The organism is Pseudomonas sp. LBUM1673 (assembly GCF_059695645.1).
In genome coordinates, this window is the sequence record NZ_CP166780.1 from 2,223,725 (window position 1) to 2,249,328 (window position 25,604).

20 protein-coding genes are annotated in these 25,604 nt (G+C 61.0%); 13 read left to right on the forward strand and 7 right to left on the reverse strand.

Annotated elements, in window-relative coordinates:
* Window positions 1-47: 47 nt before the first annotated feature.
* The 3 genes from pvdO to pvdM form a co-directional block, all read right to left on the reverse strand.
* Window positions 48-935 carry a dihydropyoverdine dehydrogenase gene (pvdO, locus tag ACA044_RS10020; RefSeq protein ID WP_497447197.1) on the reverse strand — a complete coding sequence of 296 codons (888 nt, stop codon included), beginning with the start codon at window positions 933-935 and terminating at the stop codon, window positions 48-50.
* A 156-nt stretch (window positions 936-1,091) separates the two neighbouring features.
* Complete coding sequence (gene pvdN, locus ACA044_RS10025; RefSeq protein WP_497446210.1) at window positions 1,092-2,372, reverse strand: pyoverdine-tailoring periplasmic protein PvdN; 1,281 nt, start codon at window positions 2,370-2,372, stop codon at window positions 1,092-1,094.
* Window positions 2,369-3,739: a pyoverdine-tailoring dipeptidase-like protein PvdM gene (gene pvdM / locus ACA044_RS10030; RefSeq protein WP_497446211.1), complete on the reverse strand. Its 1,371-nt coding sequence runs from the start codon at window positions 3,737-3,739 to the stop codon at window positions 2,369-2,371. Before pvdM ends, pvdN begins: the two co-directional genes overlap by 4 nt.
* Window positions 3,740-4,065: 326 nt before the next feature.
* Here pvdM and pvdP point away from each other — a divergent pair, with 326 nt between their 5' ends.
* A complete protein-coding gene (gene pvdP / locus ACA044_RS10035; protein WP_497446212.1) occupies window positions 4,066-5,694 on the forward strand; it encodes a pyoverdine maturation tyrosinase PvdP in 1,629 nt (542 codons plus the stop codon).
* Between the two features lie 187 nt (window positions 5,695-5,881).
* Here pvdP and ACA044_RS10040 read toward each other — a convergent pair whose 3' ends face one another.
* Genes ACA044_RS10040 through ACA044_RS10050 form a run of 3 tightly spaced genes read right to left on the reverse strand, consistent with a single transcriptional unit; the run spans window position 5,882 to window position 10,430 of the window.
* Entirely contained in the window at window positions 5,882-7,276 is a 1,395-nt protein-coding gene (locus ACA044_RS10040; protein ID WP_497446213.1) for an efflux transporter outer membrane subunit, read from the reverse strand.
* 7 nt (window positions 7,277-7,283) lie between these two features.
* The gene (locus tag ACA044_RS10045; protein ID WP_497446214.1) at window positions 7,284-9,257 is read right to left on the reverse strand and encodes a MacB family efflux pump subunit; all 1,974 of its coding nucleotides are present in this window, start codon (window positions 9,255-9,257) and stop codon (window positions 7,284-7,286) included.
* Window positions 9,258-10,430 carry an efflux RND transporter periplasmic adaptor subunit gene (locus ACA044_RS10050; protein ID WP_497446215.1) on the reverse strand — a complete coding sequence of 391 codons (1,173 nt, stop codon included), beginning with the start codon at window positions 10,428-10,430 and terminating at the stop codon, window positions 9,258-9,260. It lies immediately after the preceding gene.
* Between the two features lie 333 nt (window positions 10,431-10,763).
* On the opposite strand from ACA044_RS10050, the gene ACA044_RS10055 reads away from it, so the two are divergent.
* The 4 genes from ACA044_RS10055 to ACA044_RS10070 all read left to right on the forward strand — a co-directional run bounded on the left by ACA044_RS10055 (window position 10,764) and on the right by ACA044_RS10070 (window position 16,480).
* Window positions 10,764-11,246, forward strand: coding sequence for a sigma-70 family RNA polymerase sigma factor (locus ACA044_RS10055; RefSeq protein ID WP_497446216.1), 483 nt, complete (start codon window positions 10,764-10,766; stop codon window positions 11,244-11,246).
* A 146-nt stretch (window positions 11,247-11,392) separates the two neighbouring features.
* Entirely contained in the window at window positions 11,393-12,730 is a 1,338-nt protein-coding gene (locus ACA044_RS10060; protein ID WP_497446217.1) for a lysine N(6)-hydroxylase/L-ornithine N(5)-oxygenase family protein, read from the forward strand.
* Window positions 12,731-13,229: 499 nt separating this feature from the next.
* Window positions 13,230-15,947 (forward strand): magnesium-translocating P-type ATPase, encoded by a 2,718-nt coding sequence (gene mgtA / locus ACA044_RS10065; protein ID WP_497446218.1) that lies wholly within the window; start codon window positions 13,230-13,232, stop codon window positions 15,945-15,947.
* Window positions 15,948-16,102: 155 nt separating this feature from the next.
* On the forward strand, window positions 16,103-16,480 hold the full coding sequence (locus ACA044_RS10070; RefSeq protein WP_497446219.1) for a response regulator: 378 nt from the start codon (window positions 16,103-16,105) through the stop codon (window positions 16,478-16,480).
* Window positions 16,481-17,109: 629 nt separating this feature from the next.
* On the opposite strand, the gene ACA044_RS10075 is transcribed toward ACA044_RS10070, so the two are convergent.
* Window positions 17,110-17,658: a recombinase family protein gene (locus tag ACA044_RS10075; protein WP_497446220.1), complete on the reverse strand. Its 549-nt coding sequence runs from the start codon at window positions 17,656-17,658 to the stop codon at window positions 17,110-17,112.
* Between the two features lie 676 nt (window positions 17,659-18,334).
* On the opposite strand from ACA044_RS10075, the gene ACA044_RS10080 reads away from it, so the two are divergent.
* The 8 genes from ACA044_RS10080 (at window position 18,335) to ACA044_RS10115 (ending at window position 25,560) form a co-directional block, all read left to right on the forward strand.
* Complete coding sequence (locus tag ACA044_RS10080) at window positions 18,335-18,787, forward strand: hypothetical protein (RefSeq protein ID WP_497446135.1); 453 nt, start codon at window positions 18,335-18,337, stop codon at window positions 18,785-18,787.
* On the forward strand, window positions 18,784-19,026 hold the full coding sequence (locus ACA044_RS10085) for a hypothetical protein (protein ID WP_497446221.1): 243 nt from the start codon (window positions 18,784-18,786) through the stop codon (window positions 19,024-19,026). Before ACA044_RS10080 ends, ACA044_RS10085 begins: the two co-directional genes overlap by 4 nt.
* 31 nt (window positions 19,027-19,057) lie before the next feature.
* Window positions 19,058-19,981, forward strand: a complete 924-nt coding sequence (locus ACA044_RS10090; RefSeq protein ID WP_497446222.1) for a hypothetical protein — start codon at window positions 19,058-19,060, stop codon at window positions 19,979-19,981.
* A gap of 72 nt (window positions 19,982-20,053) precedes the next feature.
* On the forward strand, window positions 20,054-23,467 hold the full coding sequence (locus ACA044_RS10095) for a hypothetical protein (RefSeq protein WP_497446223.1): 3,414 nt from the start codon (window positions 20,054-20,056) through the stop codon (window positions 23,465-23,467).
* Window positions 23,464-23,712: a hypothetical protein gene (locus ACA044_RS10100; RefSeq protein ID WP_497446131.1), complete on the forward strand. Its 249-nt coding sequence runs from the start codon at window positions 23,464-23,466 to the stop codon at window positions 23,710-23,712. Before ACA044_RS10095 ends, ACA044_RS10100 begins: the two co-directional genes overlap by 4 nt.
* Window positions 23,705-24,274 carry a hypothetical protein gene (locus tag ACA044_RS10105; protein ID WP_497446130.1) on the forward strand — a complete coding sequence of 190 codons (570 nt, stop codon included), beginning with the start codon at window positions 23,705-23,707 and terminating at the stop codon, window positions 24,272-24,274. The genes ACA044_RS10100 and ACA044_RS10105 overlap by 8 nt, the downstream gene beginning before the upstream one ends.
* Window positions 24,274-25,230: a hypothetical protein gene (locus ACA044_RS10110; RefSeq protein WP_497446224.1), complete on the forward strand. Its 957-nt coding sequence runs from the start codon at window positions 24,274-24,276 to the stop codon at window positions 25,228-25,230. Before ACA044_RS10105 ends, ACA044_RS10110 begins: the two co-directional genes overlap by 1 nt.
* A 12-nt stretch (window positions 25,231-25,242) precedes the next feature.
* Window positions 25,243-25,560 carry a hypothetical protein gene (locus ACA044_RS10115; protein ID WP_497446225.1) on the forward strand — a complete coding sequence of 106 codons (318 nt, stop codon included), beginning with the start codon at window positions 25,243-25,245 and terminating at the stop codon, window positions 25,558-25,560.
* Window positions 25,561-25,604: the final 44 nt, after the last annotated feature.

The following is a 25,604-nucleotide window of genomic DNA, read 5'->3' on the forward strand; positions in this document are numbered from 1 at the left end:
GCCGTTAAGGGCAAAGGTTCAAGAATTGAGCTGTTCGTGGGCGTGCATCAAAGGTCCCGCGCGACGCGAAAACCGATCCAGTCGCCACGGGTATCGGGGTAGGTGGCATTCCGGTTGCCCGAACGCGAGAACACCGGTGCTTCACCCCAGTCATTGCCACGAATGCGCCGGGCCTTGCAGTCACCGGTCAACCACGCGCCGCCATCGCTTGGTGCACCGGTGTAGTTCTCGTTGTAGCAATCGGCGGTCCACTCATAGACGTTGCCGTGCATGTCGTACACGCCGAAGGCGTTGGCCGGGAAACTGCCCGCCGGTGAGGTGAAGTTGTAGCCATCGGCGGCGCCGTAGGTGTTGGCGTGTTTGGCGATGCTGTATTCCTTGCCTTCATCGAACGGGAAGGGGAACGGGCCGCTGCTGCCCGCGCGAGCGGCGTACTCACGCAGCGATTCGCTAACCAGTCGATAGTGTTTGCCGGTCTTTTTCGAGAGCCAGGCCACGTAGGCATTGACCTCGGGGAAGTCCATGCACACCGCCGGATGCCTGGCCGTGCGTTCATAGCGGGGCACGCCGGCCTTGCACTCGCGGCCCGGCCGGGTGTCGCCGTCGGGCATGACGTAACCGCTGTCGCGCAGGTAGGCGTCCCACTCGCCGGCCAACACCTGAAAACGGCTGATGGCCAAAGGTTTGGCGAAGGTCACCGGGTGCAACGGGCCTTCGTCGGGCTCGCGGCCGACCTCATTGTCCGGGGTGCCCATGGTGAAGGTCCCGGTGGGCAGCACCACCATCTCCGGGCAGTCCTTGCAGTCCTTGAAGACTTTCCCGGGCGGGGCGGGCGCGGCGGCCTGAGCAGTGCCCGGCATCAGGCTTGCAACCACGGCGGCGAAGGCCAGTGTGGGGAGCGTCTTCAAGGAAAAGCTACGCAGCTCACTGTTCATCATTGCTCTCGATAAAAAGTTAAAAGGAATCTAATGCCAGCAAAGGAGGTGGGAGCGGGCTTGCTCGCGAAAGCGGTGTGTCAGGCGACATCGATGTTGACTGTGCCGCCGTCTTCGCGAGCAAGCCCGCTCCCACATTCATCATGGGGCTGGTGATCAGAGCTGTTTGTCGAGCAGCGCCATGAAACGGTCGACTTCAGCTTCGGTGTTGAGCAGCCCCGGCGCCGTGCGGATCACCGGGCCTACGTCGCGCTCCACGGCATCGGCGATCACGCGGTTTTGCATCAGCCAGGCGGCGATCATGTCGCTGCTCTGGCCCTTGATCCGGAAGAAGCTGAAGCCCGACGACAGCTCGGGACTCAGGGGCGTGACCAGTTCGATCTGCGGGTGCGCTTGCAGGCGTTTTTTCATATAGCTGTTCAAGGCATGGATACGCGCCTGAACATCGGCCTTGCCCAATTGCAAATGCAGTTTGAAGGCTTCGTTCAGCGCCCAGCGGTACTCGAACGAGTGGTAGCCGCCCGGTGTCAGGGTGGTGGAGAATGCCGTGGCTTCGGAGAAGGTCGGGATGATTGGCGTGACGTATTTGACCTCTTCACTGCGGCTGCAAACGATGCCCGTGCCACGAGGGCCGAACATCCATTTGTGTGTGCCGGCGATGAAGAAGTCGCAGTTCATCGCTGGAAAACTCAGGTCCTCGACCCCAAAACCGTGCACGCCGTCGACCAGGTAAATAATCCGGTCCTGGTCGGTACGGTGACGGTTGTGCTTGTCCACCAGGGCGCCGATGTCGGCGATCGGCAGTTTTACGCCGCTGCCAGAGTGCACCCAGGTCATGCCCAATACGCGGGTTTCGGGTTTGATGTTCTGGTCGATCGAGGCAAGGATCTCGGCTTTGGAGGCCGTCTGCGGATCCTTGAACAGCCTGATCTTGCGCACCCGGGTGCCATCCCGCTGGGTACGCAGATCGAGAATCGTGTGGGTTGCGTAATGCTCGTGGGCGGTGGTGAGGATTTCCTGGTCCGGGCGCACATGAACGCCGCCGTAAATCATCGCCAGGCCTTCGGTGGTGCTGCCGGTCAACGCGATCTGTTTGGCATTGGCTTGCAGGTAACGACCCGCCCAGACGCGCACCTCTTCTTCACGCTGCTCGATAACCCCCAGGTCCCAGTCCATGGCCAGCCCGGGGTTTTTATCGAGGGCGGCACGGTGCATCTCGATCGCTTCACGCACCGGTTTGGGGTGCGAGGTGATCAGGAAGTTGGAGAAGTGCAGGTAATCCGGATCCTGGTCGAACAGCTGCCGCAGTTGCGCCCATTTGTCCCCTGACAGCGAGGGCTGTGGCGTGGCGCTGGCGACGTTGTGCAGGCCGGCCGTCAAGGGCAGGCCGGCGGCGAGGATCCCGGCCTGTTTCAGAAAGGTTCGACGATCGCTCATGGTTTGCTCGTGCCTTGATGTGAAATCAGCGCCGGCTTGGCGGCTTTCTGTACCTGATCCCAGACCCGCAGGAAGTTGCCGCCCCAGAGCTTGGCGATGTCAGCTTCGGAGTAGCCGCGCGAGATCAGTTCCGCCGTGACGTTGCGAATTTCACCGACGTTGTTCCAACCCTTGACCCCGCCACCTTCGTTGAAGTCGGAGCTGATGCCGACATGATCGATGCCGATTTTTCGCACCGTATAATCGATGGCGTCACCGAGGTCCTTGAGGGTGGCTTTGGGTTCTTCTTCAAGAATCGCGTAGAGGCGGCTGGCGTACTGGCCGAATTTTGTCTCGGACCAGGCGGCGATGACCGGATCACCCGGCATCAGAGCCATTGAGAGGTTCGGCAGGGGCGGCAGGTCGAACTGTTTGCGCAGTTCGTTGAGTTTGTCCTGGGTGGTCTGGGTCAGCGGTCGCAGGTATTGGGAGAAACCGACCACCTGCACCACGCCGCCGCTGTGCTTGATCAGCTGCAATTCCTTGTCGCTGAGATTGCGCGGGATATCGACCATCGCCCGTGGCGCCGAGTGCGAAGCCACCATCGGCGTGCGGCTCAATTGCGCGACCTGCTCCAGGGCCTTGGTCGACATTTGCGACACGTCGATGATCACGCCCAGGTCATTCAAGCGATGCACGGCTTGCTTGCCCAGGTCCGAGAGGCCGTCGAGGGCATCTGGCGAATCGTTGAAAAACGGCAAGGGGCGCGACGAGTCGGCCCAGTCGTTATTGCCGATGTAGCTGAAACCGAACATGCGCATGCCGCGTGCCGTCCACAGGTCCAGCAGGCTCAGGTCATGGCCCAGTGGATAAGCATTGAGCATGCTGATGAAAATTGCGAACTTGCCTTCACCGTGCAATCGACGGAAGTCGTCGGGGGTGTAGGCAATGGCAACCTGATTGGGAAAGTCGCGGACCATGCCGGAAATAATCTTGTAGCGGATCTCCTGCTGGTTGCGTGCCTCTTCGACGAAACCGGCGGTGGGCCTGTGCGGCGCGTTGGCGCCATTCCACAGTTCAGGCCAGCCGAAAATCGTCAGGGCCGCACCGGACAGATGTCCGCGGTTAGCCTTGACCAGGTCGAACTGGCCTTTGCCATCCTTGTCAGCCTCGTTGCCCCGCGTGCCGAAGTTCTGCATCAGGCTGATGTGGCTGTCGAAGGAGAGCATGCGCTCGTGCAACTCGTCGGCCTGTTTCATCACCTTGATCGGGTAACCGAGGTTGTCCTTGAACCCGTAATACCAGACCGCGAAGCCTGCACCGGCGCTGATCGCCAGGGCCAGCGGCAGGCCGATGTAAAGCGCCTTTTTCGAACGTGGTTTTGTCATTGCCATCTCAGTCAGGTTCGCCGCCCCGGTACAGGTGCAGGGGCCTTTGCTATCTGGGAGGAACGAGTGGCTGGCAGAAAAAATTAGGGCCTTGTGCGATACCTTGTGGCGAGGGAGCTTGCTCCCGCTGGAGCGCGGAGCGGTCCCAAAACCTGCCGCCGCGGTATGACTGAAAACCACGCTGACAGATTTTACGTCTGCTTCGCAGCCGAGCGGGAACAAGCTCCCTCGGCACAGGGGATTGTGTTTGGCACGCTTAAATTTCCCCACCCAACAAACGTTCTAGCTTGGATAAAGCCTGCTTCATGGCTGACACAGGTAGGGCAATGACGATTTCTCGACGATGGTTCATGGCAGGCCTGGCGCTGACCGGCGCTGCCGTGCCTGCGGCTTTTTATGGGCATCGCGAATGGAAGAAGCCAGACCCGACGATCACCCCGGGCGAAGCGACCGTCGACCTGGCGGACACCGCGGGTCAGCAGTTGGCCAACTCGCTGCGAGGCATCTGGGATATCCACTTCGAAGATTCCCGCGCGGGCCTCGACGGTTTACCGCAGCGCGGGCTGGAACTGTTTCTCGACATCGCCCAGCGTGGCCGCGGCCTGCGTGGCTGCCTCGATATCGCGCAGCAGTTACGCAGCGAAGCCGAGCCGCGTTACCGGGTGATCGGCGATCTGGTTCCGCCTGACGCCAGCCAGTTGTACTGGCGCCTGGTCGATACGCAATCGGCCAACGGCGCACCGGCCTATGAACTGGCGGTGGTGCTCGATGAGGTCTGGGCTGATTTCGGCAATGCCGGCAGTGGCACCCTCAGCGGGCGGATTCTGCGTCTGGATCGCCCGCTTGGCTTGCCGGAACTGGACAATCGATTTGTCGCGCGCAAACGACTGTTTCCCGAAGCCCGCGAGCGTGTCGGTCTGAATCCGCCGTTGCTGGCGTGGCTGATTTCCCCCGAGCACCGCTTGTTCCACCAGCTCTGGCACGCCACGCGGGACAAATGGCACAAACTCTCCGAAGACCAGCGCGGTGCCTTGCGCGGCATCGGTTGGCAGCCGGGCCCGCGGGGCGAGGAGCGCGATGCCCGTGGGCCGCGTAAAGACCGTAATGGCTCGGGGGTCGACTTTTTCTTCATGCACCGGCACATGCTCGGCACTGCGCGTTCGATGCAGGACCTGCTGTCCTGGCCGAGCTTCCCGATGCCGCAGCCGGAGCTTGAACGCGACCGTCAGGGCTTCGCCCGCTATTTCGACAATCACGATGGCACGGCGCTGCCGCCCACCTGGCTGGCCGCCGAAGACACCGAGTACACGCGGTGGGTCAGCGACATCAAGACCGCCGAGACCTATCACAGCAATTTTCAGGTGTGGGAATCGCGCTACCGTGATCCGCGTTATCTGTCGAAGTTGACCCTGGGGCAGTTCGGCTCAGAGGTTGAACTAGGCCTGCACGACTGGCTGCACATGCGCTGGGCCTCGGTGCCGCGCGATCCATCCAACGGCCAGCCGGTGCCCTTTGCCCGGGATCCGGCGGACTTTTCCGCGCGTTGGTATGCGCCGGAAAACGACTTCCTCGGTGATCCGTTTTCATCCCACGTGAACCCGGTGTTCTGGCACTTCCACGGCTGGATCGACGATCGTCTGGAAGACTGGTTCCGCGCTCACGAGCGCTTCCATCCGGGGGAGGTCAGCCGGCTCGAGGTCAATGGCGTGCCCTGGTTCGCCCCCGGTCGCTGGGTTGAAGTCGATGATCCGTGGCTCGGCCCGAGTACCCACGGTTGCAGCACCACGCCGGGATTGCAGGTCGGCAAGTCGGTGGAAATGGACCCGGAAACCATGAAGCTGGCGCTGCGCATCACCTTCGGCACTGACGACAAGAAACTCGCCGGGCTGTTTCGCCGCGTGCCGCAACGGCCGTGGTATGCGCGGAATCTGAAGGTCAAGCCGCTGCAATCGTAAGTCAGGCACTTGTGGCGGGGGAGCTTGCTCCCGCTGGGGCGCGAAGCGGCCCTAAAACCTGCGATCACATACTGTCAGGCACACCGCATTCACAGGTTTTGCGACTGCTGCGCAGTCGAGCGGGAGCAAGCTCCCTCGCCACATAGGTAGTGTTCGGTTCAAGGTTTTTGGTGACAGACAACCTCGATCAAAGCGCCTGCCACCCCCCACCCAACGCTTTGTACAGCGCAATACTGGCCTGCAACCTCGACAACCGCAGTTGCACATTCGAATCCTGCGCGGCATACAGCGTGCGCTGTGTTTCCAGCACCGTCAGCAAATCCTCGGCCCCGGCCTGATAACGGCTTTGAGCGATGTTGAACGCGGTCTGCGCCTGGTTCAATTCTTCGCGTTGCCACTCCCGCTGTTCATCCAGGCCGCGAATGCTGTTGAGGGTTTTTTCGACGTCGGCAAAACCGTTGATGATCGCGCCTCGATAGGTTTCCAGCAGTTCTTGTTGACGGGCCGTGGCCTTGTCGCGCTCGGCGCCGAGGCGGCCGTTGTTGAAGATTGGCGCGACCAGCCCGGTGGTCAGGTTGTAGAACGGGCTGCGCAGAATATCGTTGGCCGTGTTGGCGCCCGAACCGAGGCTGGCGCTCAGGGTCACGGCGGGCAGCATGGCGGCGCGAGCGACAGTGACGTCGGCCTGGGCAGCGGCCAGTTGCGCTTCGGCGCGGGTGATGTCCGGGCGGCGGCTGAGCAGTTCGCTGGGCAGCCCGGCGCCGATGGCTGGCCACTGCAGTTGATCGAAGGACTCCTGGCTGGGCGGCAGTTGCTGGACCGGCCGGCCCAGGAGGGCGGCGAGGCTGATCAGTGCATCCTGGGCTTGCTGGCGAATCAGCGGCAGTTGCCGTTGTTGCGCCGCCACCAGGCTTTTCTGTTGCGCCAGTTCCAGTGCGGTGGCCGAGCCTGAATCGAAACGGGTCTGCACCAGTTTCAGGACATTCTGTGCATTGGCCAGGTTCAGCTCGGCAATGCGACTCTGTTCCCCCAGCGACAAGGCTTGCGCGTAGCTGTTGGCAACCCCGCTGAGCAAGGTCAACTCAACCGTGGCCTGATCGAACTCGCTGGCTCGCAAACCATGCTGCGCACTGTCTCGGGACGCGCGTTTGCCGCCCCAGAAGTCGAGTTCGTAACTGGCGCTGAAGTTGGCGTCGAAAAAGTCCACGGCCTTGTCGTTGCTATCGACATCGAGTTGACTGTAGCCCTTGCCATGCAGCAGTTTCTGGCGGTTGGCGTTCATGCCGGCCTTGACCTCAGGCAGCTGCGAGCCGCCGGCAATCACCGTGTCGGCCTGAGCCTGGCGCACTCGAGCGATGGCGGCGGCCAGGTCATGACTGCCGACGCGGGCCTGTTCGATCAGGCGATCAAGCTGCGGGCTGCCAAACTGCGTCCACCATTGCCGACTGGTCTGGGAAGCACTTTCGCGGTGTGGCGATTGCCAGGCCGGCGGGGGTTGAATGCCGCTGTCCGGGCGCGGAGCGGGGTGGCTGCACGCGCCGAGTAACAGGCAAAGGGTCAACAGGCTCAGTTGCGGTTTCATAGATCGATCATTCACTGGTAAGGGCCGTGACCGGGTCGAGCCGGGCAGCTTTGCGGGCCGGCATGAAGCCGAAGACAACGCCGGTGATCAGTGCGCAGGCGAAGGCGCCGATGACGGCTGCCAGCGAAAAGGCGACCGCGACTGCGCTGAGCACCAATACGCCGCCGACGATCAGCGCCAGGGCGATTCCGGCGATCCCGCCGACCACCGATAGCATCACCGCTTCAGTGAGGAACTGGCGCAGGATGTCGCGCTGACGGGCACCGGTGGCCATGCGGATACCGATCTCCCGGGTCCGTTCGCGCACGGTCATGAGCATGATGTTCATCACCCCGATCCCGCCCACCAGCAGCGAAATCGCCGCAATCGAACCGAGCATCAGCGACAGCGTATTCTGTGTACGGGCTTCGGCTTGAATCATCGCGGCATTGTTGGTGAGTTCGAAATCGTGTTTGCCGTTGTGCAGGCGCAGCATCAACTGTTCGATGGCTTTTTCGGTCTCTTTGACCTTGCGCGCATCGGCTGCGGCAATGGCCACGTATTCGGGGTTGTGGGTGCCGAACAGCCGGACACTGGCCGCCGAGTAGGGCACGGCAATCCGGTTGTCGCTGTCGGAATCGCCGGAACTGGCGCCTTTTTCAGCGAGCACACCGACGACCTGAAAGGGCACGTTTTCGATCAGGATGTATTGGCCGATGGGGTTGGCGACATCCTTGAGCAACTTGGTGCGCACCTTATGGCCGATCACTGCGACCGCCGCCGCGTTGTGTTCATCGGCCTCGGTGAAGTAGCTGCCCTGGACCACCGGCCAGTTGAAAATCACCGGAAAGTTCGTGTCATTGCCACCGACATAACTCAGGTGGTCGACGTTGCCGAACCGTACCCCGGCCTCCGCGCCATTGACTGGCATGATCCGCATGACCTGCGGCAGGCTGGCCAGCGCCGCGACGTCATCCAGAGTCACGATGCCCGGCGGTGTGCGCGGGTTGGGGGCCGAGCCGCTGAGATAAATGATGTTCGAACCGAAGGCGCCCATCTGCGCCATCACCTGACGCTTGCTGCCTTCGCCGACGGCCAGCATCACCACCACCGAGGCGACGCCGATGATGATCCCCAGCAGCGTCAGGGCGGTGCGGAAGCGATTGATCCACATCACCCGCCAGGCCGCGTGTACGGCATCGACCAGCTCGCCTTTCCAGGCGCCGGTGGCCTCGGCGCCTTCGGTCAGCCGCTTGCGCAAATCCACCGCTTGCAGCGCACCGGGATTGGCCGAGGTCTGGGCGGCGGGGTTGTCGCGGGCGCTGTCGCTGATGATCAGGCCGTCACGGATTTCGATGACGCGTTTGGCCCGCGCCGCCACGTCGCGGTCGTGGGTGATGAGGATCACCACGTGGCCCTGGCTCGCCAGTTCGTCGAGCAGCGCCATGACCTCGGCACCGCTGTGGCTGTCGAGCGCGCCGGTGGGCTCATCGGCGAGAATGATATGGCCGCCGTTCATCAACGCACGTGCAATGGACACCCGTTGCTGCTGGCCGCCGGAGAGTTGGTGCGGACGATTGCCGGTGCGCTCGGCCAGGCCCAGGCGATCGAGCAGGGCGGCGGCGCGAGCGTGACGTTCAGCCGCTGGGGTGCCGGCGTAGATCGCCGGCATCTCAACGTTTTCCTGGGCCGAGCCGGACGGGATCAGGTGGTAACCCTGAAACACGAAACCGAACGCTTCGCGGCGCAGCCAGGCCAATGCATCGCTGTCGAGTCGGGCGACATTTTCGCCAGCGAACAGATACTCGCCGGACGTCGGCCGGTCGAGGCAGCCGAGGATATTCATCAGTGTCGATTTGCCGGAACCGGAAGCGCCGACGATCGCCACAAACTCCCCGGCGTGGATCGACAGGTCGATGCCGCGCAATACGTGAACTTCGGGCGCGTCGCCGCCACCGTAGGATTTGCGAATGTCCTGCAGGTCGATCAGGGGCGTTTGCATTCAGCCTCCGCTGCCGTCGGCAGGACCGATCAATAAGTGATCGCCTTCGTCCAGCCCGTCGAGGATCTGCACCTTCAGGCGATCGCTGATGCCGGTACGCACCGTTCGTTGCTCGATGTCACCGTTTTGGGCGACGACTCGAGCCGATTGACTGTCCGCTTGCGGGCCGCCCTGCAAGGCCGCGACCGGCGCGGTAAGGACATTTTTGGCCTGATTGGAGACGAAGAATACTTGGGTGGTCATTTCCGCCATCAGCGCGTTGTCGGCGTTGTCGACGTCCAGCAGCACCGTGTACAGCACCACGCGGGCAGTGCCGCTTTTATTGGAACTGGCCGGGCTGCCGCCGCCCCGGCTGGTCTGATCCAGCGGTTTGGGCGGTATCGGCAAAATCTGCCGCACCGTGCTGCTCCAGCGCCGGTTGCCGCCGCTGAGCGTGGTGAACCAGGCGGTCATGCCGGGTTTGACGTGTCCGATATCAGCCTCCGAGACCTCGGCCCAGACCGTCATGGGCGACAGTTTGGCGATGCGCAGGATCAGCGGCGTTTGTTGCTGGGCGTTGAGGGTCTGGCCTTCCCGGGCATCGAGGGCGACGACCGTTCCGCTCATCGGTGCGTAAATGCGCGTATAGCCGAGTTCGGCCTGATCGCTGCGCAGGCTGGCCTGGGCCTGGCGGATCTGCGCCTCAAACATGTCGATGCGCGCCTGGGTTGTGCGCAGTTCGGCCTGGGCCGTTTGCACATCCTCGTCCCGTGTGGCGCCGCCGGCGGCGAGGTTTTGTTGGCGTTGATATTTCTGCCGGGCCAGGTCGTGTTGTGCCCGTTGCTCCTGAAGCTGCGCCTTGAGGTTGTCGATGGAAAAACGCCCGGCGTCGAGTTTGGCCTGTTGGGTGGAAGGGTCTATTTCCACCAGCAACTGGCCTTCCTTGACCACGTCGCCGACCTCCACATGAATCTTGTGAATCTGCCCCGAGGCCTGGGCGCCGACATCGACATAACGCCGCGGTTGCAGGGTCCCCAATGCCGTGACGCTACTTTCAATGTCGCCGCGAGCGACCTGGACCGTGGCGAACCGATCTCGACCGGGAGGCAGAACCTGCCAGGCCGCGACGGCGATAAGGGGGATCAGACAAAGGGCTACAAGCAGGGCGCGTCGGGTGTGACGGGGACGTTTCATGCAGGGTTCCGGCCAATAGGAATCGGCCCGTCGTTCAGCTGGGGCGCACAATCTGCCGACAGCCGAACGCTGTCGGAGGGCCGACAGACACGGGGAGCTGTCCTGTAAACGATAAGGTAGGCGGGGAATTTAAGCGTGGACACATAGAGTTACAGGCAAGGGTTACAGGTATAGGACAGCACTATTTATCAGGCAAATAGAAACAGCGCTTTAAATCTATATGAGAATTACTATAAATTACACGCTCGAAACTGCCACCATCGTGCCACTGCCTACCTGGCGGTCGCGGATCTGGCTCAAGGATAGAAACCGCACCCTGTGCGGCCGGGAGTCATGTTGGAAAACTACTATCGCGAGCTGGTGTGTTTCCTGAACGCCAAGCTAGGCAACCGTCAGGTGGCCGAAGATGTGGTGCATGACGCTTATCTGCGGGTGCTGGAGCGTTCCAGCGACACGCCGATCGAGCAACCCCGGGCGTTTCTTTATCGCACCGCGCTCAACCTGGTGATCGACGACCACCGCCGCAATGCCTTGCGTCAGGTCGAATCCCTGGACGTGCTCGATAGCGAAGAGCGCTACTTCATCCCGTCGCCCCACAACAGCCTCGATCACGGTCAGCGCCTGGACATGCTTCAGCGTGCGCTGGCGGAGTTGCCACGGCTGTGTCGCGAGAGTTTCCTGCTGCGCAAGCTCGAAGGCTTGTCGCACCCGGAAATCGCCGAGCACTTGGGTATTTCCCGGGCGCTGGTGGAAAAGCACATCGTCAATGCCATGAAGCATTGCCGGGTGCGGATGCGCCAGTGGGATGCCCATTGATCGACGCGATTTAATCAGACCTCGTTAAATTTTTTTTCATTGTCCTCGTTCCTATTCAACAGACGATCTGCGGTCCTGCACATGGCCGGTCAGGTCACCCAGGCTTTATCCCCGCTGCTCCGGGGTTCATCCAGAGGACACTGGAAATGACACAGGCAATTGCATCGCCCATCGTTCACGACCTGATCGGCGTCGGTTTCGGCCCTTCGAACCTGGCCCTGGCCATTGCCCTGCAAGAGCGCGGGCCGAGCCAGGGCGAGCTGGATGTGCTGTTTCTCGACAAGCAAGCGGACTACCGCTGGCATGGCAACACCCTGGTCACCCAGAGCGAACTGCAGATCTCCTTCCTCAAGGATCTGGTGACGCTGCGCAACCCGACCAGCCCGTATTCCTTCGTCAATTACCTCAAGCACCACGGTCGTCTGGTGGACTTCATCAACCTCGGCACCTTCTATCCGTGCCGCATGGAGTACAACGACTACCTGCGCTGGGTCGCCGGGCAATTTACCGAGCAGAGCCGCTATGGCGAGGAAGTGCTGACCATCGAGCCGGTGCTGCACAACCAGCAGGTCGAGGCACTGCGGGTGATTTCTCGCGATACCCAGGGTTTGCAGCATGTGCGCACCACCCGTTCGGTGGTGGTCAGCGCCGGCGGTACACCGCGCATTCCTGAAGCGTTCAAGGCGCTCAAGGATGACGGTCGGGTGTTCCACCACTCCCAGTACCTGGAGCGCATGGCCAAGCAGCCGTGCGTGAACAACCAACCGATGAGCATTGCGATCATCGGCGGCGGGCAGAGCGCGGCGGAAGCCTTCATCGACTTGAACGACAGCTTCCCGTCGGTGCAGGTAGACATGATCCTGCGGGGCTCGGCCCTGAAACCTGCCGATGACAGCCCCTTCGTCAACGAAGTGTTTTCACCAGAGTTCACCGACCTGGTGTTCCAGCAGGCCAGCAGCGAACGCGAGCGTCTGGTCAACGAGTACCACAACACCAACTATTCGGTGGTGGACATCGACCTGATCGAGCGCATCTACGGCATCTTCTATCGGCAGAAGGTCTCGGGCATTGCGCGCCATGCATTCCGTACCCTGACCACTATCGAAAAAGCCACCGCCACCGAGCGTGGTATCGAGCTGGCGGTACGCAACAACGCCACCGGTGAAGTCATGGTTCGCCATTACGACGCTGTGGTGCTGGCCACCGGTTACGAGCGTCAGATGCACCGCAAACTGCTGGCGCCTCTGGAACAGTACCTGGGCGATTTCGAGGTCGATCGCAACTACAAGCTGATCACCGACGAGCGTTGCAAGGCCGGCATCTACATGCAGGGCTTCTGTCAGGCCAGCCATGGGTTGAGCGACACCTTGCTGTCGATCCTGCCGATCCGCGCCGATGAAATTGCCGGCTCGTTGTATGACCATGGCAAATCCCGTGGGCATGGCCGGTCGGTGATGGACGTGTTGTTGGCCACGGCCAGCTGAGATTTGTTGCGGCTGTAAGGCCGCCATCGCGAGCAGGCTCGCTCCCACATTGGCCCTGCGAACACAGGTCCATTGTGGGAGCGAGCCTGCTCGCGATAGGGCCCTAAAAGGCACCACAGAAGCTCAAATCTGAACCCTTCCTGAAGAACCCCACGATTCCCCCCGTCATACGCCTTTGCAGCGTTTACTCTGCAGAAACCCCGGCGTAAGCTTCGCGCGTTTTCATCAATAGCGGAGACCCTCAGTGGGTACTTGTTCGAGTGACAGTTGTCGGCCGGTCTCGGTAACCGGCATCTTCTCGGCAAGATAACGCGCAGCCTTTTGTGCCGTTGTCTCGCCGAAAAGCGAGCAGCGGCATCCCGATCGTGGCCGGTTTCGGCCCGACTCCCGACGTCCCTCTCATCGACGCACAGCGTGTGATGTTCGACCCCCTGTCGACTTCGCAGCGCCTCGACACGCCTGCTCGAAGGTTTCCCGGCTGACCCTGGGGGGCACTGCCATGAACCTTACCTTGCTGAAAGAATTCTTCGCCGGATTCCTGCGTACCCGCCACATCGCCCGGCACTTTCGCCGACTGGCGTTGCTGGAAAACTTCACTGACACCACGGTCAGTCGTGAGGTCCCGCCGACGCTCGCGCAAACCCTGGTCGTCGCCGCCAACAGCGACACCGGCCCACTGCTGGATAACCTCGGCAGCCACAACGACGGCCTGAGTGAGTCCGAAGCCGATGCGCTGCGCGGGCAATATGGCCTCAACGAAGTCGAGCACGAGCAACCGCTGCCGTGGTGGACGCACCTGTGGCACTGCTACAAAAATCCGTTCAACCTGCTGCTGACCTTACTGGCGGTGATCTCCTGGCTGACTGAAGACCTGAAAGCCGCCATCGTGATTTTCTCCATGGTGGTGCTCTCGACCTTGTTGCGTTTCTGGCAGGAAACCAAATCCAACCAGGCTGCCGACGCCCTCAAGGCGATGGTCAGCAACACCGCCACGGTGATGCGTCGAGAGATGGCAGATAGCGGTGCGCAACGCATTGAACTGCCGATCAAACAACTGGTGCCGGGTGACCTGATCGTGCTCTCGGCCGGCGACATGATCCCCGCCGATTGCCGGGTGCTCAACGCCAAGGACCTGTTCGTCAGCCAGGCCGCGATGACCGGTGAATCGATGCCGGTGGAGAAGTTTCCTCGTCAGCAGGACAACGACACCCACAACCCGCTGGACCTCGACAACATCCTGTTCATGGGCACCAACGTGGTGTCCGGCACGGCGATGGCGGTGATTCTCACCACCGGCAACAACACTTATTTCGGCGCGCTGGCGCAACGGGTCGGTGCCACCGATCGTGCACCGACCTCGTTCCAGGCCGGGGTCAACAAAGTCAGCTGGTTGCTGATCCGCTTCATGTTCGTCATGGCGCCACTGGTGTTGTTCATCAACGGTTTCACCAAGGGTGACTGGACCGAAGCGTTGCTGTTCGCGCTGTCGATCGCCGTGGGCCTGACCCCGGAAATGCTGCCGATGATTGTCACCTCGACCCTGGCCAAGGGTGCGGTGTTTCTGTCGCGCAAAAAAGTCATCGTCAAACGCCTCGACGCGATCCAGAACTTCGGCGCCATGGACGTGCTGTGCACCGACAAGACCGGCACGCTGACCCAGGACAAAATCTTCCTCGCGCGCAACGTCGATGTCTGGGGCAACAATTGCGATGATGTGCTGGAAATGGCCTACCTCAACAGCTACTACCAGACCGGCCTGAAAAACCTGTTGGACGTGGCGGTGCTGGAACACGTTGAAGTGCACCGTGAACTGAAAGTCGGCACGGCGTTTCGCAAGGTCGACGAGATCCCGTTCGACTTCACCCGTCGGCGCATGTCGGTGGTGGTGGCCGAGCGTGATCAGCCGCATCTGCTGATCTGCAAAGGCGCGGTGGAAGAAGTGCTGGCGGTGTGCACTCGGGTGCGCCATGGCGTTGCCGACGAGGCGCTGAGCGATGAATTGCTGGCGCGGATTCGCCAGGTCACCGCCACCTTCAATGCCGAAGGCCTGCGGGTGGTGGCGGTCGCGGCGCGGCCGATGATCGAAGGGCGCGACAGTTACAGCTTGGCCGATGAGCGGGCCCTGACACTGATCGGCTACGTGGCTTTCCTCGATCCACCGAAGGAAAGTACCGCGCCAGCGCTCAAGGCCCTGGCCGCTCACGGGGTGGCGGTGAAAGTGCTGACCGGCGACAACGAACTGGTGACCGCGAAAATCTGCCGCGAAGTCGGGCTGGAACAGCAAGGCCTGCTGATGGGCAACGACATCGAACGCATGAGCGACGCCGAACTGGCGGTGGCGGTGGAGACCACCAATGTCTTCGCCAAACTCACGCCATCGCACAAGGAGCGCATCGTTCGTCTGCTCAAGGGCAACGGCCATGTGGTCGGTTTCATGGGTGACGGCATCAACGACGCACCGGCACTGCGCACCGCCGACATCGGTATTTCGGTGGACAGCGCGGTGGACATCGCCAAGGAAGCAGCGGACATCATCCTTCTGGAGAAGAGCCTGATGGTGCTTGAGGAGGGCGTGCTCGAAGGGCGGCGGACCTTCGCCAACATGCTCAAGTACATCAAAATGACCGCCAGCTCGAACTTCGGCAACGTGTTCTCGGTGCTGGTGGCCAGTGCGTTCATTCCGTTCCTGCCGATGCTGCCGATGCACCTGCTGGTGCAGAACCTGCTCTACGACATTTCGCAGATCGCCATTCCATTCGATAACGTCGACGATGACATGCTGAAAAAACCACAACGCTGGCAGCCGGCGGATGTCGGGCGTTTCATGCTGTTTTTTGGCCCGATCAGTTCGATCTTCGACATCAGCACCTTTGCCTTGATGTGGTACGTGTTCGATGCCAACACCCCGGACCACCAGACCCTGTTCCAGTCCGGCTGGTTCGTGGTCGGGCTGCTGACCCAGACGCTGATCGTGCACATGATCCGCACGCCGAAGGTCCCGTTCCTGCAAAGCCGCGCCGCCACGCCGCTGCTGATCATGACCGGCGTGATCATGGCCGTGGGGATTTTCCTGCCGATGGGGCCGCTGGCGCATTACTTCAAGCTGCAGGCGCTGCCGTCGCTGTATTTCGTGTTCTTGCCGGTGATTCTGCTGGCGTACATGGCGCTGACCCAGGCGGTGAAAGGCTTCTACATCCGCAGGTTTGGTTGGCAGTAATGCTGCCAAATCGCAGGCGCTGCCGAAGGCTGCGGTCTTTTGATATTTACGTCGGATACAGGCACGTACTTTTAAGAAAAGTCCTACAGAAGGCGCGACAAGTCTTCCGTAGCCTTGCTCCACCACGAATCTGTCACCCTCCAGGGGGACCTGTTTTGCCGAATAAAGCCTTACGTATCCTGATCGCCGACGAGCAGCATTTTCATCGAATGAAAACCGAGCGGTTGTTCAATCAGCTCGGTTATTACCGGGTGGCACCGGTGCAAAGCCTTGTGGAGATGCTGACTCTGGTTGAGTACGGTTGCGAGCCGTTCGATCTGGTGGTCATCAATGCCTTGTTGGCGGGTGGGGCGTTGGACCTGCCTGAGTTCTTCCTCGATAACCGCCAGGTTCATTACTCGTTGATCTACGATGGCCACGCCGCGCTGCCTGATCTTGTGGCCATTCAACGACTGATGGCGCTCATCGACCCGCCTGTGTGTGAAGCTGCACCGTCCCAGGATCATGAGTGGAATCGACAACGGATCGGTTGATTCCGGGGATACCGTTCGTCGGTACTATCATTTCTGACAGGTACATTCTTCCTGCCCCTCATGCGAAAGTCGTTGCGTCCGGTCCGTCGTCGTCCGGAGCGCATTCGTGCGCAATCGTCGGGTCTTTGCACAGGGAGTTGTCATGAAGTCAGTGCTGATTGTGGACGATCATCCGAGGCTTAAGGCTTGGTAGGCTCTAATTTGGGCATCTAGCGGAATGAGCTTAGGCACATGCCCCCAGCAATGCCCCTTGCCGATGCCGGTGCTGAGCACTTGGCGGGGAGGGCACAGGTGTTGTTGGGTTGCTGGGTTTGATGAATCCTAGCAACCAACCCAGCAACATGAAAGCACCGCTCTAGACCGGGGCTTGCACAGTAGTTGTTGCTATGTTGCTAGGTTTTTTATGTTCTTAGAGAGAAATAAAAAGAGGCTGTAAATAGTATGACTATATATGTGCTGTGTAGTGTGTATAGACGTGTATGGTTACGGAATAGGGGAAAACCTAGCAACACCTGACAACATTCCCTGTCGATTTCGCTGAAACCCTTGTGCTAGAGCGGCGCGTTGGTGTTGCTGGGTTGTTGCTGGGTTCGGGTGTGTTGCTAGGTTCAACCCTGCAACATGCGCATTTAACTCTCCTGTGACCCCCGCATCGCCCGTTGCACTGTACTAAGGGAAACCCCTAAGTGCTTAGCCGTATCCCGATAGGACATCCCATTCTCTACCGCCAGCCGTATCGCCGAGTCATCGACGGCCTTAGCCCTCCCTTTGTAGGCGCCGGCTTCCTTGGCCTTGGCGATGCCTTCCCGCTGTCGTTCCCGGATCATGCTCCGCTCGAACTGTGCCACGCTGCCGAGCAGGGAGAGCATGAGTTGCTGCATAGGGTTGGGCTCGCCCGCAAACAGCAGCTGCTCCTTGTGAAACTGAACAGCCACGCCCTTGGCTGTCAGCCCCTCGACCAGCGCCAGAAGGTCCGCCAGAGAGCGCGCCAGGCGGTCGATAGAGTGGACGTGTAGGGTATCGCCACCTCGAACAGATCGCAGCATGGCTTGCAGCTCTGGCCTGTCCACTGTGCTGCCGCTGACCTTGTCAGTGAACACTTGGTCTAGATGCACACCATCCAATTGCCTGACTGTGTTCTGGTCCGCCGAGCTGACCCGAATATAACCAATGTCCATCGCATCACCTGTATTCATTAGGTTCTAGACATAGCCATTCTGGTAAGCAATGAGCGAGAACGCAAGGCTGGAAGTCACGTAGCTGTATTCATCCGACGTGCGGTCAATAGAGTGTACCCAATTGAATACGAGCAAAGCCCCAGGCAAACAGGGCATCCCTCCCGAATCATTACCCCTCGCCAGCACACAATCAGATCGTTGATAGCTCGACTCGATGACGGAGGGAGGAAGGGCGGAGGGCTGCGGGCTGGACTGCCAGGGGAGCGGGCAGCGGCTGGAATGGTCGGGGTGGGTAGGTGGGGTACCGTTTTTCTCGTTCGCGTCACATACGTAATACACACCAGAGCCCTCAACACTAATTTTTAAAATCCTGCCTAATTTTCCAAAAAATCCCCCGCAAAATTTTAGCCGTTATCCAGCTAAGACCCCCCGTGCTAAAGCAGTCCGCGCTTAATTATCAGTCCCTAAATCCCCTCTCTAATTTTATAAAGCTGTCTATTTAAGCACCCGTCCCAGGTCAATCGCTTAAACGCTTAGCACAGCTAGCCTAACCCCGCCAATGCCGCCTGTCGGATTAATCTCTAATACAACAAAAACAACTATAAGTCCAATACCCAAAAGGAATAACTAGGCGTATATTCTAGATTCACAAAAACCTCTGGGGGGAGGTTCGGAAATGAAGACCACCGCCATCACCACGCAGCAACTGGCCGATCTGGCCGACCTGTCCCCGTCGTTTTTCACCCTGCACCGCGACGACCTGCCGCAAGCCTTCGATGTGCCATCCGCCAGTCCAAAAGGTGGAAGGCCTGCCAAGGGCTACGACCTTGAACAGCTAGCCGACTTCATCCTCACCAAAACTTCTTTCCTGACTGACGTCGAGTGCCGCTTGCGCGTGGCGTTGATGCCCGGTATCCGCGACCAGGAGAACGTCGCCATGAGAGTCAATGCCCGCCTGATTGATGACGACGCCGGTCGCCACTTCGTGTTTGAACAACTCGACGACCTGCCGCCAGAGCTGCGCGTCAAGGCCCAGGCCATGCTCGACGCCGAACTCGCCGCGCTTCGTACCCGTCGCTGTGCCAACCGCCAACCCCACCGCACCCCTTCAGAAGGAAGCCAGCCGTGAGCAAAATCGTACCGATTACCAAAAACCACAGCGTCCTCGTATCGGCGTTGATCGAAGCCACGTATCTGGAGCCGTCCGCCGACCTACCGAGTTACGGCCTGTTCGGTGCTGCCGCGCCGCAAGCTCAGCCGGCATGGATGTCTGCACCTGCCGTGTATGTGCCGCTGTTCGACGCGCACGAACACCTCATCACCGAGGCCGTTGCCGAAAAGGCCGCGACTCAACCCACTTTGCATTGATCGCCGGCCTGCTGCCGGAGGAGTTACCAAAATGGCCACAATCGTGGAAATGTTGAATCAAGGCATCGGTGGGATGAATACCCCACTGGGTCAGCTTGGTATGCAATTAATGCTCGCCAGCGGCCCGCAGCAAGGCAACCCTGGTGGCGGTGCCCGTATGGGCCAGGCGCTCGCGGGCATGCAACAGCAGCAGGCCCAGCAGCAGCAGGCCGCTTATCAGCAAGCGATGGCGCAAAACGCACTCGCCTCGAGTAAGTCCCGTGCCGAGGCTGCGCAGCGCAAACAGGAAATGGCTGCCCGGATGGAGCAGTTGTCAGCCGACCCTGAGTTCCTCAGTAAACTTGACCCGCTCAGTCGTCAGTTGGCGGCAGCCGGCTTGCCGCTCGACGACACCTTAAAGGCCTATGGCCAAAGCAGTTTGGAAGCGCACCGTCAGCAACAGGCCGAACAATGGCAGCAATCGCAAGAGCGCATGGCGCAGCAGTTCCAGCAAAGCCAGGGTCAGTCCGCCAGCCAGTTTCAGCAGAGCCAGGCCCGCATGGCTGCCGACTCTGCGCGGCAGAGAACGCCGGCCCCTCGGCAGACGTTGGACGAACCTCTGGGCGGTCCCGACAATCTGGTCCAGCGCCATATTTTCGACGCGTCCACGAATTCTTACCGCCCGTACGGGCAGCCCTTCAAGCGTAGCGCGTCCACTGACGAGCTCGCCGCGCTGCTGGGTGGGGCCACGCCAGACGAAAGCGCTGGTCAAGGTCCAGCGGTGCCGGGGGCTAACGCAACCGGCGCACCGCCAGCCCGCCAAGGTGCCGAGTTGCTCATGCATGGTAGTGGTAGCAACCCGACGGCACGCGGACCCGCCACGCCGAAGACCAAGGCCGACTATGACGCACTGCCAGCGGGCAGCCAGTACATCGACCCGGCGACCGGTCGTGTCGCCACGAAGCAGGGGCGGTAATGGATCATGACCACTAGCGCGTTTGGTGATCCAATCGACGACGGCGGACCCGCAGCTTTGCCGAGCCCCCCTGTGCCAAAAGCGCAGGCCACGTCAGCCTTCGGCGATCCGCTCAGCTCGTTCGGCGATCCGCTTGAGGTCGATCCGCCAGCGCCAGTCGGTGGCATGGCCGGCGCGCTCATGGCCGCACAACCGCAGGGACAAACCGATTTGCCCGACCGCACAGCCGGTCAATGGGTGACAGACATCGGCGGAAGCGTCGGTCGCAGTGCCTATAACGCGTTCGATGCAGGCGCTGGTCTGGGCGACATCCTCACCGGGGGCGCGGTTACGCCGTGGCTTGTTCAGCATGGCCTGGATTCAAAGGCGGCGCGTCAGGTACTGGAAGACGAAATGTCGCCGCAGGCCAAAGCGCAGAGGGATGAAGTAGCGAACGCCAAGGGCTTCGGTCCGACGATCGCTGCGATGCTGCAAAACCCGGCGTATACCGGCGGCCAGATTATCGAGGCCGTCCCGACGATGGTCGTCGGCGGTGTCGCTGGCAAAGGCGCCGCGCTCGGTGCCAGAGCGCTCGGTGCTGCACCAGGCATGGCCGGGGCGATCGGGGCAGGTACAGGCGAAGGCTTGTTCGCAGCGGGCCAACAGGCCTCACAAATTACCCAACAGACAGGTGATCTTACTGCCGGTCAAACTGGCCTTGCCCTGCTGTCAGGCGGTTTGACCGGACTGCTCGGCGCCGCTGGTGCACGCATCGGACGCAAGTTAGGCGTGCTCGACATCGATGCACAGCTGGCCGGCGCCAACGGCGTGGATGTGGCCAAAGGCATCGTCAACCGTGCGCTGACTGGTGCGGGCATTGAATCCTTGGAAGAGCTTTCCCAGAGCGCGCAGCAACAAGTCCTGACCAACCTGGCCACCGACCGACCAGCAATGGAAGGCGTCGGCAATGCTGCCGGCCAAGGCGCGGTATTGGGTGGCCTCATGGGCGGCGCTGCCAGCCTTCGCCGTCCGAACATGACCGCCCCTGTGCCAATGCAACAACCCGCGCAGCAGTCCCAAGGTCAGCCAGTATTCAACCCGCAGGCCATGCCGACGCCAGGCACTGCACCCAGCGCCGCCCCAATCGCACCACAGGGCTTGCACGCCCAAGTCATGGCTGCCACGCAAGGCAATCAGCAGACGCCCGCAACTCTGGCACCCACTCCATTCGCAGGCAGTGTCGATATAAATGCGACGCTCGACAATCTCGGCCTGCAGGGTGAGCGCCGAACCCAAGCGCTCGACCTGTTACGACCGGCGGAACCCGACGTAGAAGCGCGACGTCGTGGTGTCGTCACCAACGCAGAACAGACCCAGTTAGCCAACCTGATCGGCCTTGATGGTGCCCAGGCATTGCTCCATGGCCGCAAGCTTGGGCAGACATTCAACGCCGAGGAATTCCGCGCCGTTAATTCTGCCGTACAAACCCAGATGACTAACGTCCTGGACTTACAGCAACGCATCGCCAAGGGACAGGCCACTGATTTAGAGAAGGCTCAGTTCGTCACCGACCTTGCGGGGATGCGTCACGCTTCGGGTGAATTGCTCGGCGCGAAGGCCGAAGCCGGTCGGGCCATGGCTGCATTGCGTCGTACAACGCTCGATCATAAACAAGCGCTGGCGATCCTTGAAAGCGTAGGCGGCGTATCCGGCGCAGACGATCTGGCGAAAGCCATCGGCGCGGCGATCCAGTCGGGCGGACTCCAGAACGCAGCGAAAGTGATTCGTAAGGGCAATCACATCACCGACTACATCAAGGCCGGGTGGCTCTACGATTACACAACGCACATCGCCAACATGAGCGGCAACTTGGGGATGGTCGGCCTGAACACCGTAGATCGGATGAACGCCGCTGTGCTGGCGGGCGGTAAACGCCTGTTCGGCCTCAAGGGCGAGACCATGTGGTCGGAGCCGCTCGCTCTGCTTTCCGGTGCGATCCGTGGGCGGATGAAAGCAATTGGCGCAGCTGGGCGGGCGTTCGCCACGGGCGAATCGCCGATGCTCGGCGCCGGTAAGTTGGAACAATCCAGCCTCCCGCAGCGCACCATGCCTGGAAAACTCGGCACGGCAAAACTGGCGGCCGAAAACGCGGCGTTGTTGCCGTTCCGCGCCCTTGGTGCTGAAGATGCTTTCTTCGCAACGACCAACTACGAAGCGCAGGTTAGGGCACTGGCGCACCGTGCCGCCTTTGCTGAGAAGAAAGCCGGCAGTCTCCCGCAAGGCATGACCGTCAGCAAACGGATAGACCAGCTCGCCAACGATCCAACCCCGCAGATGATCGAAGACGCGGGCGACTATGCACGAGAGTCAACTTTCAACCAGGCCGCTGGCCCAATCGCTGCGAAAGTGCTCGCTGCGAAAGCCGCTGTTCCCTGGTTGAACGTAATCGTCCCCTTCGTCCGCACGCCGATGAACGTGATCAGTCGAGTTATCAAAGGCTCGCCAGCTGGTCTCGCGTACCCAAGCGTGTGGCGCGACCTCAAGGCAGGCGGTGCCAAACAGGAAATGGCACTCGCCAAGATGATGTCCGGTACACAGGCCATGATCGGTGCAGGCTTGCTGGCACAAGCGGGTTACTTAACCGGTGCAGGCCCCAGCGATAACAAAGAGCGCGATGCCTGGCTCGCCGCAGGTAATCAGCCTTGGTCGGTAAAGATCAACGGTACATGGCATGGCTACAACCGCCTCGACCCCTTCGCAGCGTGGGCGGGCCTCGCGTCCGACATGGTGAACATGAAAATCAAGGATCAGGACGCCGAGAAAGTAGCGCTCAAGCTGATCGCTTCGTTCGCCGAAAACATCGTCTCCAAGACCTGGATGCAGGGCGTCGAGGGTCTCTCTCAAGCGCTCTCGGACCCGGATCGCTATGCGGGCAGTTTCCTCAGCCGCACGGCTGCGTCGGTGCTGCAACCCAACGCACTGCTCAGTGGGATCGCCTCGCGCCAGGACGAATACGCCCGCAAACCTGACTCGTTCATGGACGCCATGAAGGCCCGCCTACCAGGGCTTCGGGAGTCTGTGCCAGTGCGTCAGGACGCATGGGGCCAGCCACTCGCCAACAACCGCTACGCTGACAATGCCTTCAACGCGATAGCGCCAATGACCCACTCCAAGGAAAGCACCGACCCTGTGCGCCTGGAAGCGGCCCGCATTGGCTGGGCGCCGGGTGATGCCCCGACGCACATCACGCGCAGGGGTAAAGAGTTCCCTTTGTCCGCAGAGCAGCAAGCCGAGTTCAACGAACTGGTCGGGGCACTGGTCCACAAGGGCGCCAAACAGTTGATTCGCTCGAAAGCTTGGCGGCTGATGGACGACGACCAGAAGCGTGAAACCCTGGACAAGCTTTCGACCAAAGCCCGTACCACTGTGCGGATGGCTTTCACCTCCTATGTGGCGATAGGCAAACGGGCGCCCGTCGATAACCTACGCAAGAGGATCAACCGATGACCGCTAACCGAGAAACACTACAAGCCGCTGTGCTAGAAGCCCAGGCCGCGCTCGACAAACTGCTCGAGATCGAAAAGCTACTCGAGACGCAACTGCCAGCTGCCCGCGCTGTGCTACAGGCCGCAGAGAAGGCGCTCCGCGCAGCGACCAAGCCAACCGGTGCAGCGATTCGTAAAGCTGAGCTGGAAATCCTAAATCGCAAGATCACCGCCGCCAGGCAAACAGAGGCCTCCCAAAATGAGTGAGAGAAATGTAGTCGTGTTCGACGCTGGCGAACTGCGAAACCTGCGTCGCGAAGCCGAGCTAAACAGCGTCGACTTTTCGCGTGCGCGGATCGTCCAGGCCAGGACCGGGGGCTACGTCGTCGAGCTGGACCCACCGCTGTTCCCGCTGGGTGATGTGCTGGCTGATGCGCCGAGTAGCATCGATGCACGCACCGCTGCGATGGCCGAAGGCGAAATGCTGACGTGGCTGATGCGTATCCAGCGGGCCGAACGTACCCGCCTGCGTTCGGGCCGAGCGTTCGGGCTGAGCAGCGACCAGTTGGTGCGCCGACCTTTGACCTCTCAGGAGGTCAGCGAATTCATCGCCCACACCGCACATCAGCGTGAAGTGAAGCGCCTCCAGAACGAGCTTCGTTCGGTGCTCGAGGACAACGCCAAGGCCGCTGCCGCCAGCGCTGGTACTGCTGACCTCGCCGCTCGTTACCACGTGGCGCCAAGCAAGGCCGAACCAGAGCCAGCACCGCGCACTGCGGCAGGTGCCGCCAAACTTAAACGTGCACCATCCCGTGGAGCGAAAGCCTAATGAGCGACTTTAACGAAAACGAAGACCTTAGCCAGGGGCTCGCCGCCGAACTTACCGGCAGCACCGGGATGGATGACATCGGCAACGATATGCCTGAGGCTTTGGCCGCCGATCTCGAACAGCAGGAACAACACCTCGCCGAAAAGGATATCCGCCTTTCCAATGACGTGGAGGATACCCAGCAGGGCGCGCTCGGTCGCGAAGCAGAGCAAGACCAAGCGCAACAAAGCAAGCGCAAGGTACCGCTCGCGGCGTTGCATGAGGAACGCACCAAACGCCAAGCGCTGGAACTCCAGCTGCATGCTCAGACTCAGCAGATGCAGCAGCTCCAGGCTCAGTGGGCGGCGGCACAGCAGGCGCAGTTACAACAGCAGTCTGAGGCGGAAATCCCTGACCCGGAAATCGATCCGATCGGATTTATCAGGGCCAAGGAGATCCAGCTCAATCAGGCGCTCGAGCAGCTGAAGAACGGCGGCCAGCAGCAAGTCGAAGATGTGCAGGTGCAATTCCAGCGCGGGGTTGCAGAGGTTACGCCTGTGCTGATCGAATCCGAACGTCGTGCGATGCAGCAGTGGGCCGACTACTCAGAAGCAGCGACCTTCCTGCAGCAGACTGTCGCGCAAAATATCCGCCAGCAGCACCCCAACGCCACGCCTGAGCAGCTCCAGAATGTGCAGACCGCTGCGTTGATCCAGTACACGCGTATGTGCCAGGCACAGGGTGTTGATCCGGCCGAACACACGTACGCGCGTGCGCAGCAGCTTGGCTTCAAGTCCGCCAGCCGCGCCGCCAAACGCGAGCCACCGACGAGCCTGTCCAACCTCGGCGGGGCTGCGCGGGCACCAGATGAACGCGGCGCTATTTCCGCAGCTGACATCGCGGACATGAGCGAGGCCGAGTTCGACAAATACTGGTCGTCGCTGAAAAGCGGCAGCGCTGTTAAGCCGGCGTTCTAAGGGTGTTGTGCTATGCCGAGCGAACACGCACTCAAGTACAGGAAACGGCCACAGCCTAAGCTGACGGCGGCAAACCTCGAAGCGCTGTTGCGGAGCCTGCAAAACGACATCGAGGCCTGTCGCACCAGCGAAGCCGTGAAGCAGCGTCGCCGGCAATTGCTCAAGGGGTTCCGTGCAGCGCTGTGGACGATGGCCGACAAGCCGAGGCTGGGAGAAATTGCCCAGGTACTGCGCGCTGAGCTGTTCGGGCACACGGTCGAACTGCTGGTGGGCAGAGAAAACAAACTGTGCCATTCCGGCGCTGACGATGAGGTAGAGAGCGATGATTGATAAACGCGAAGGTACGACCAAGAAGCCCCAACCCAGCCAGGAAC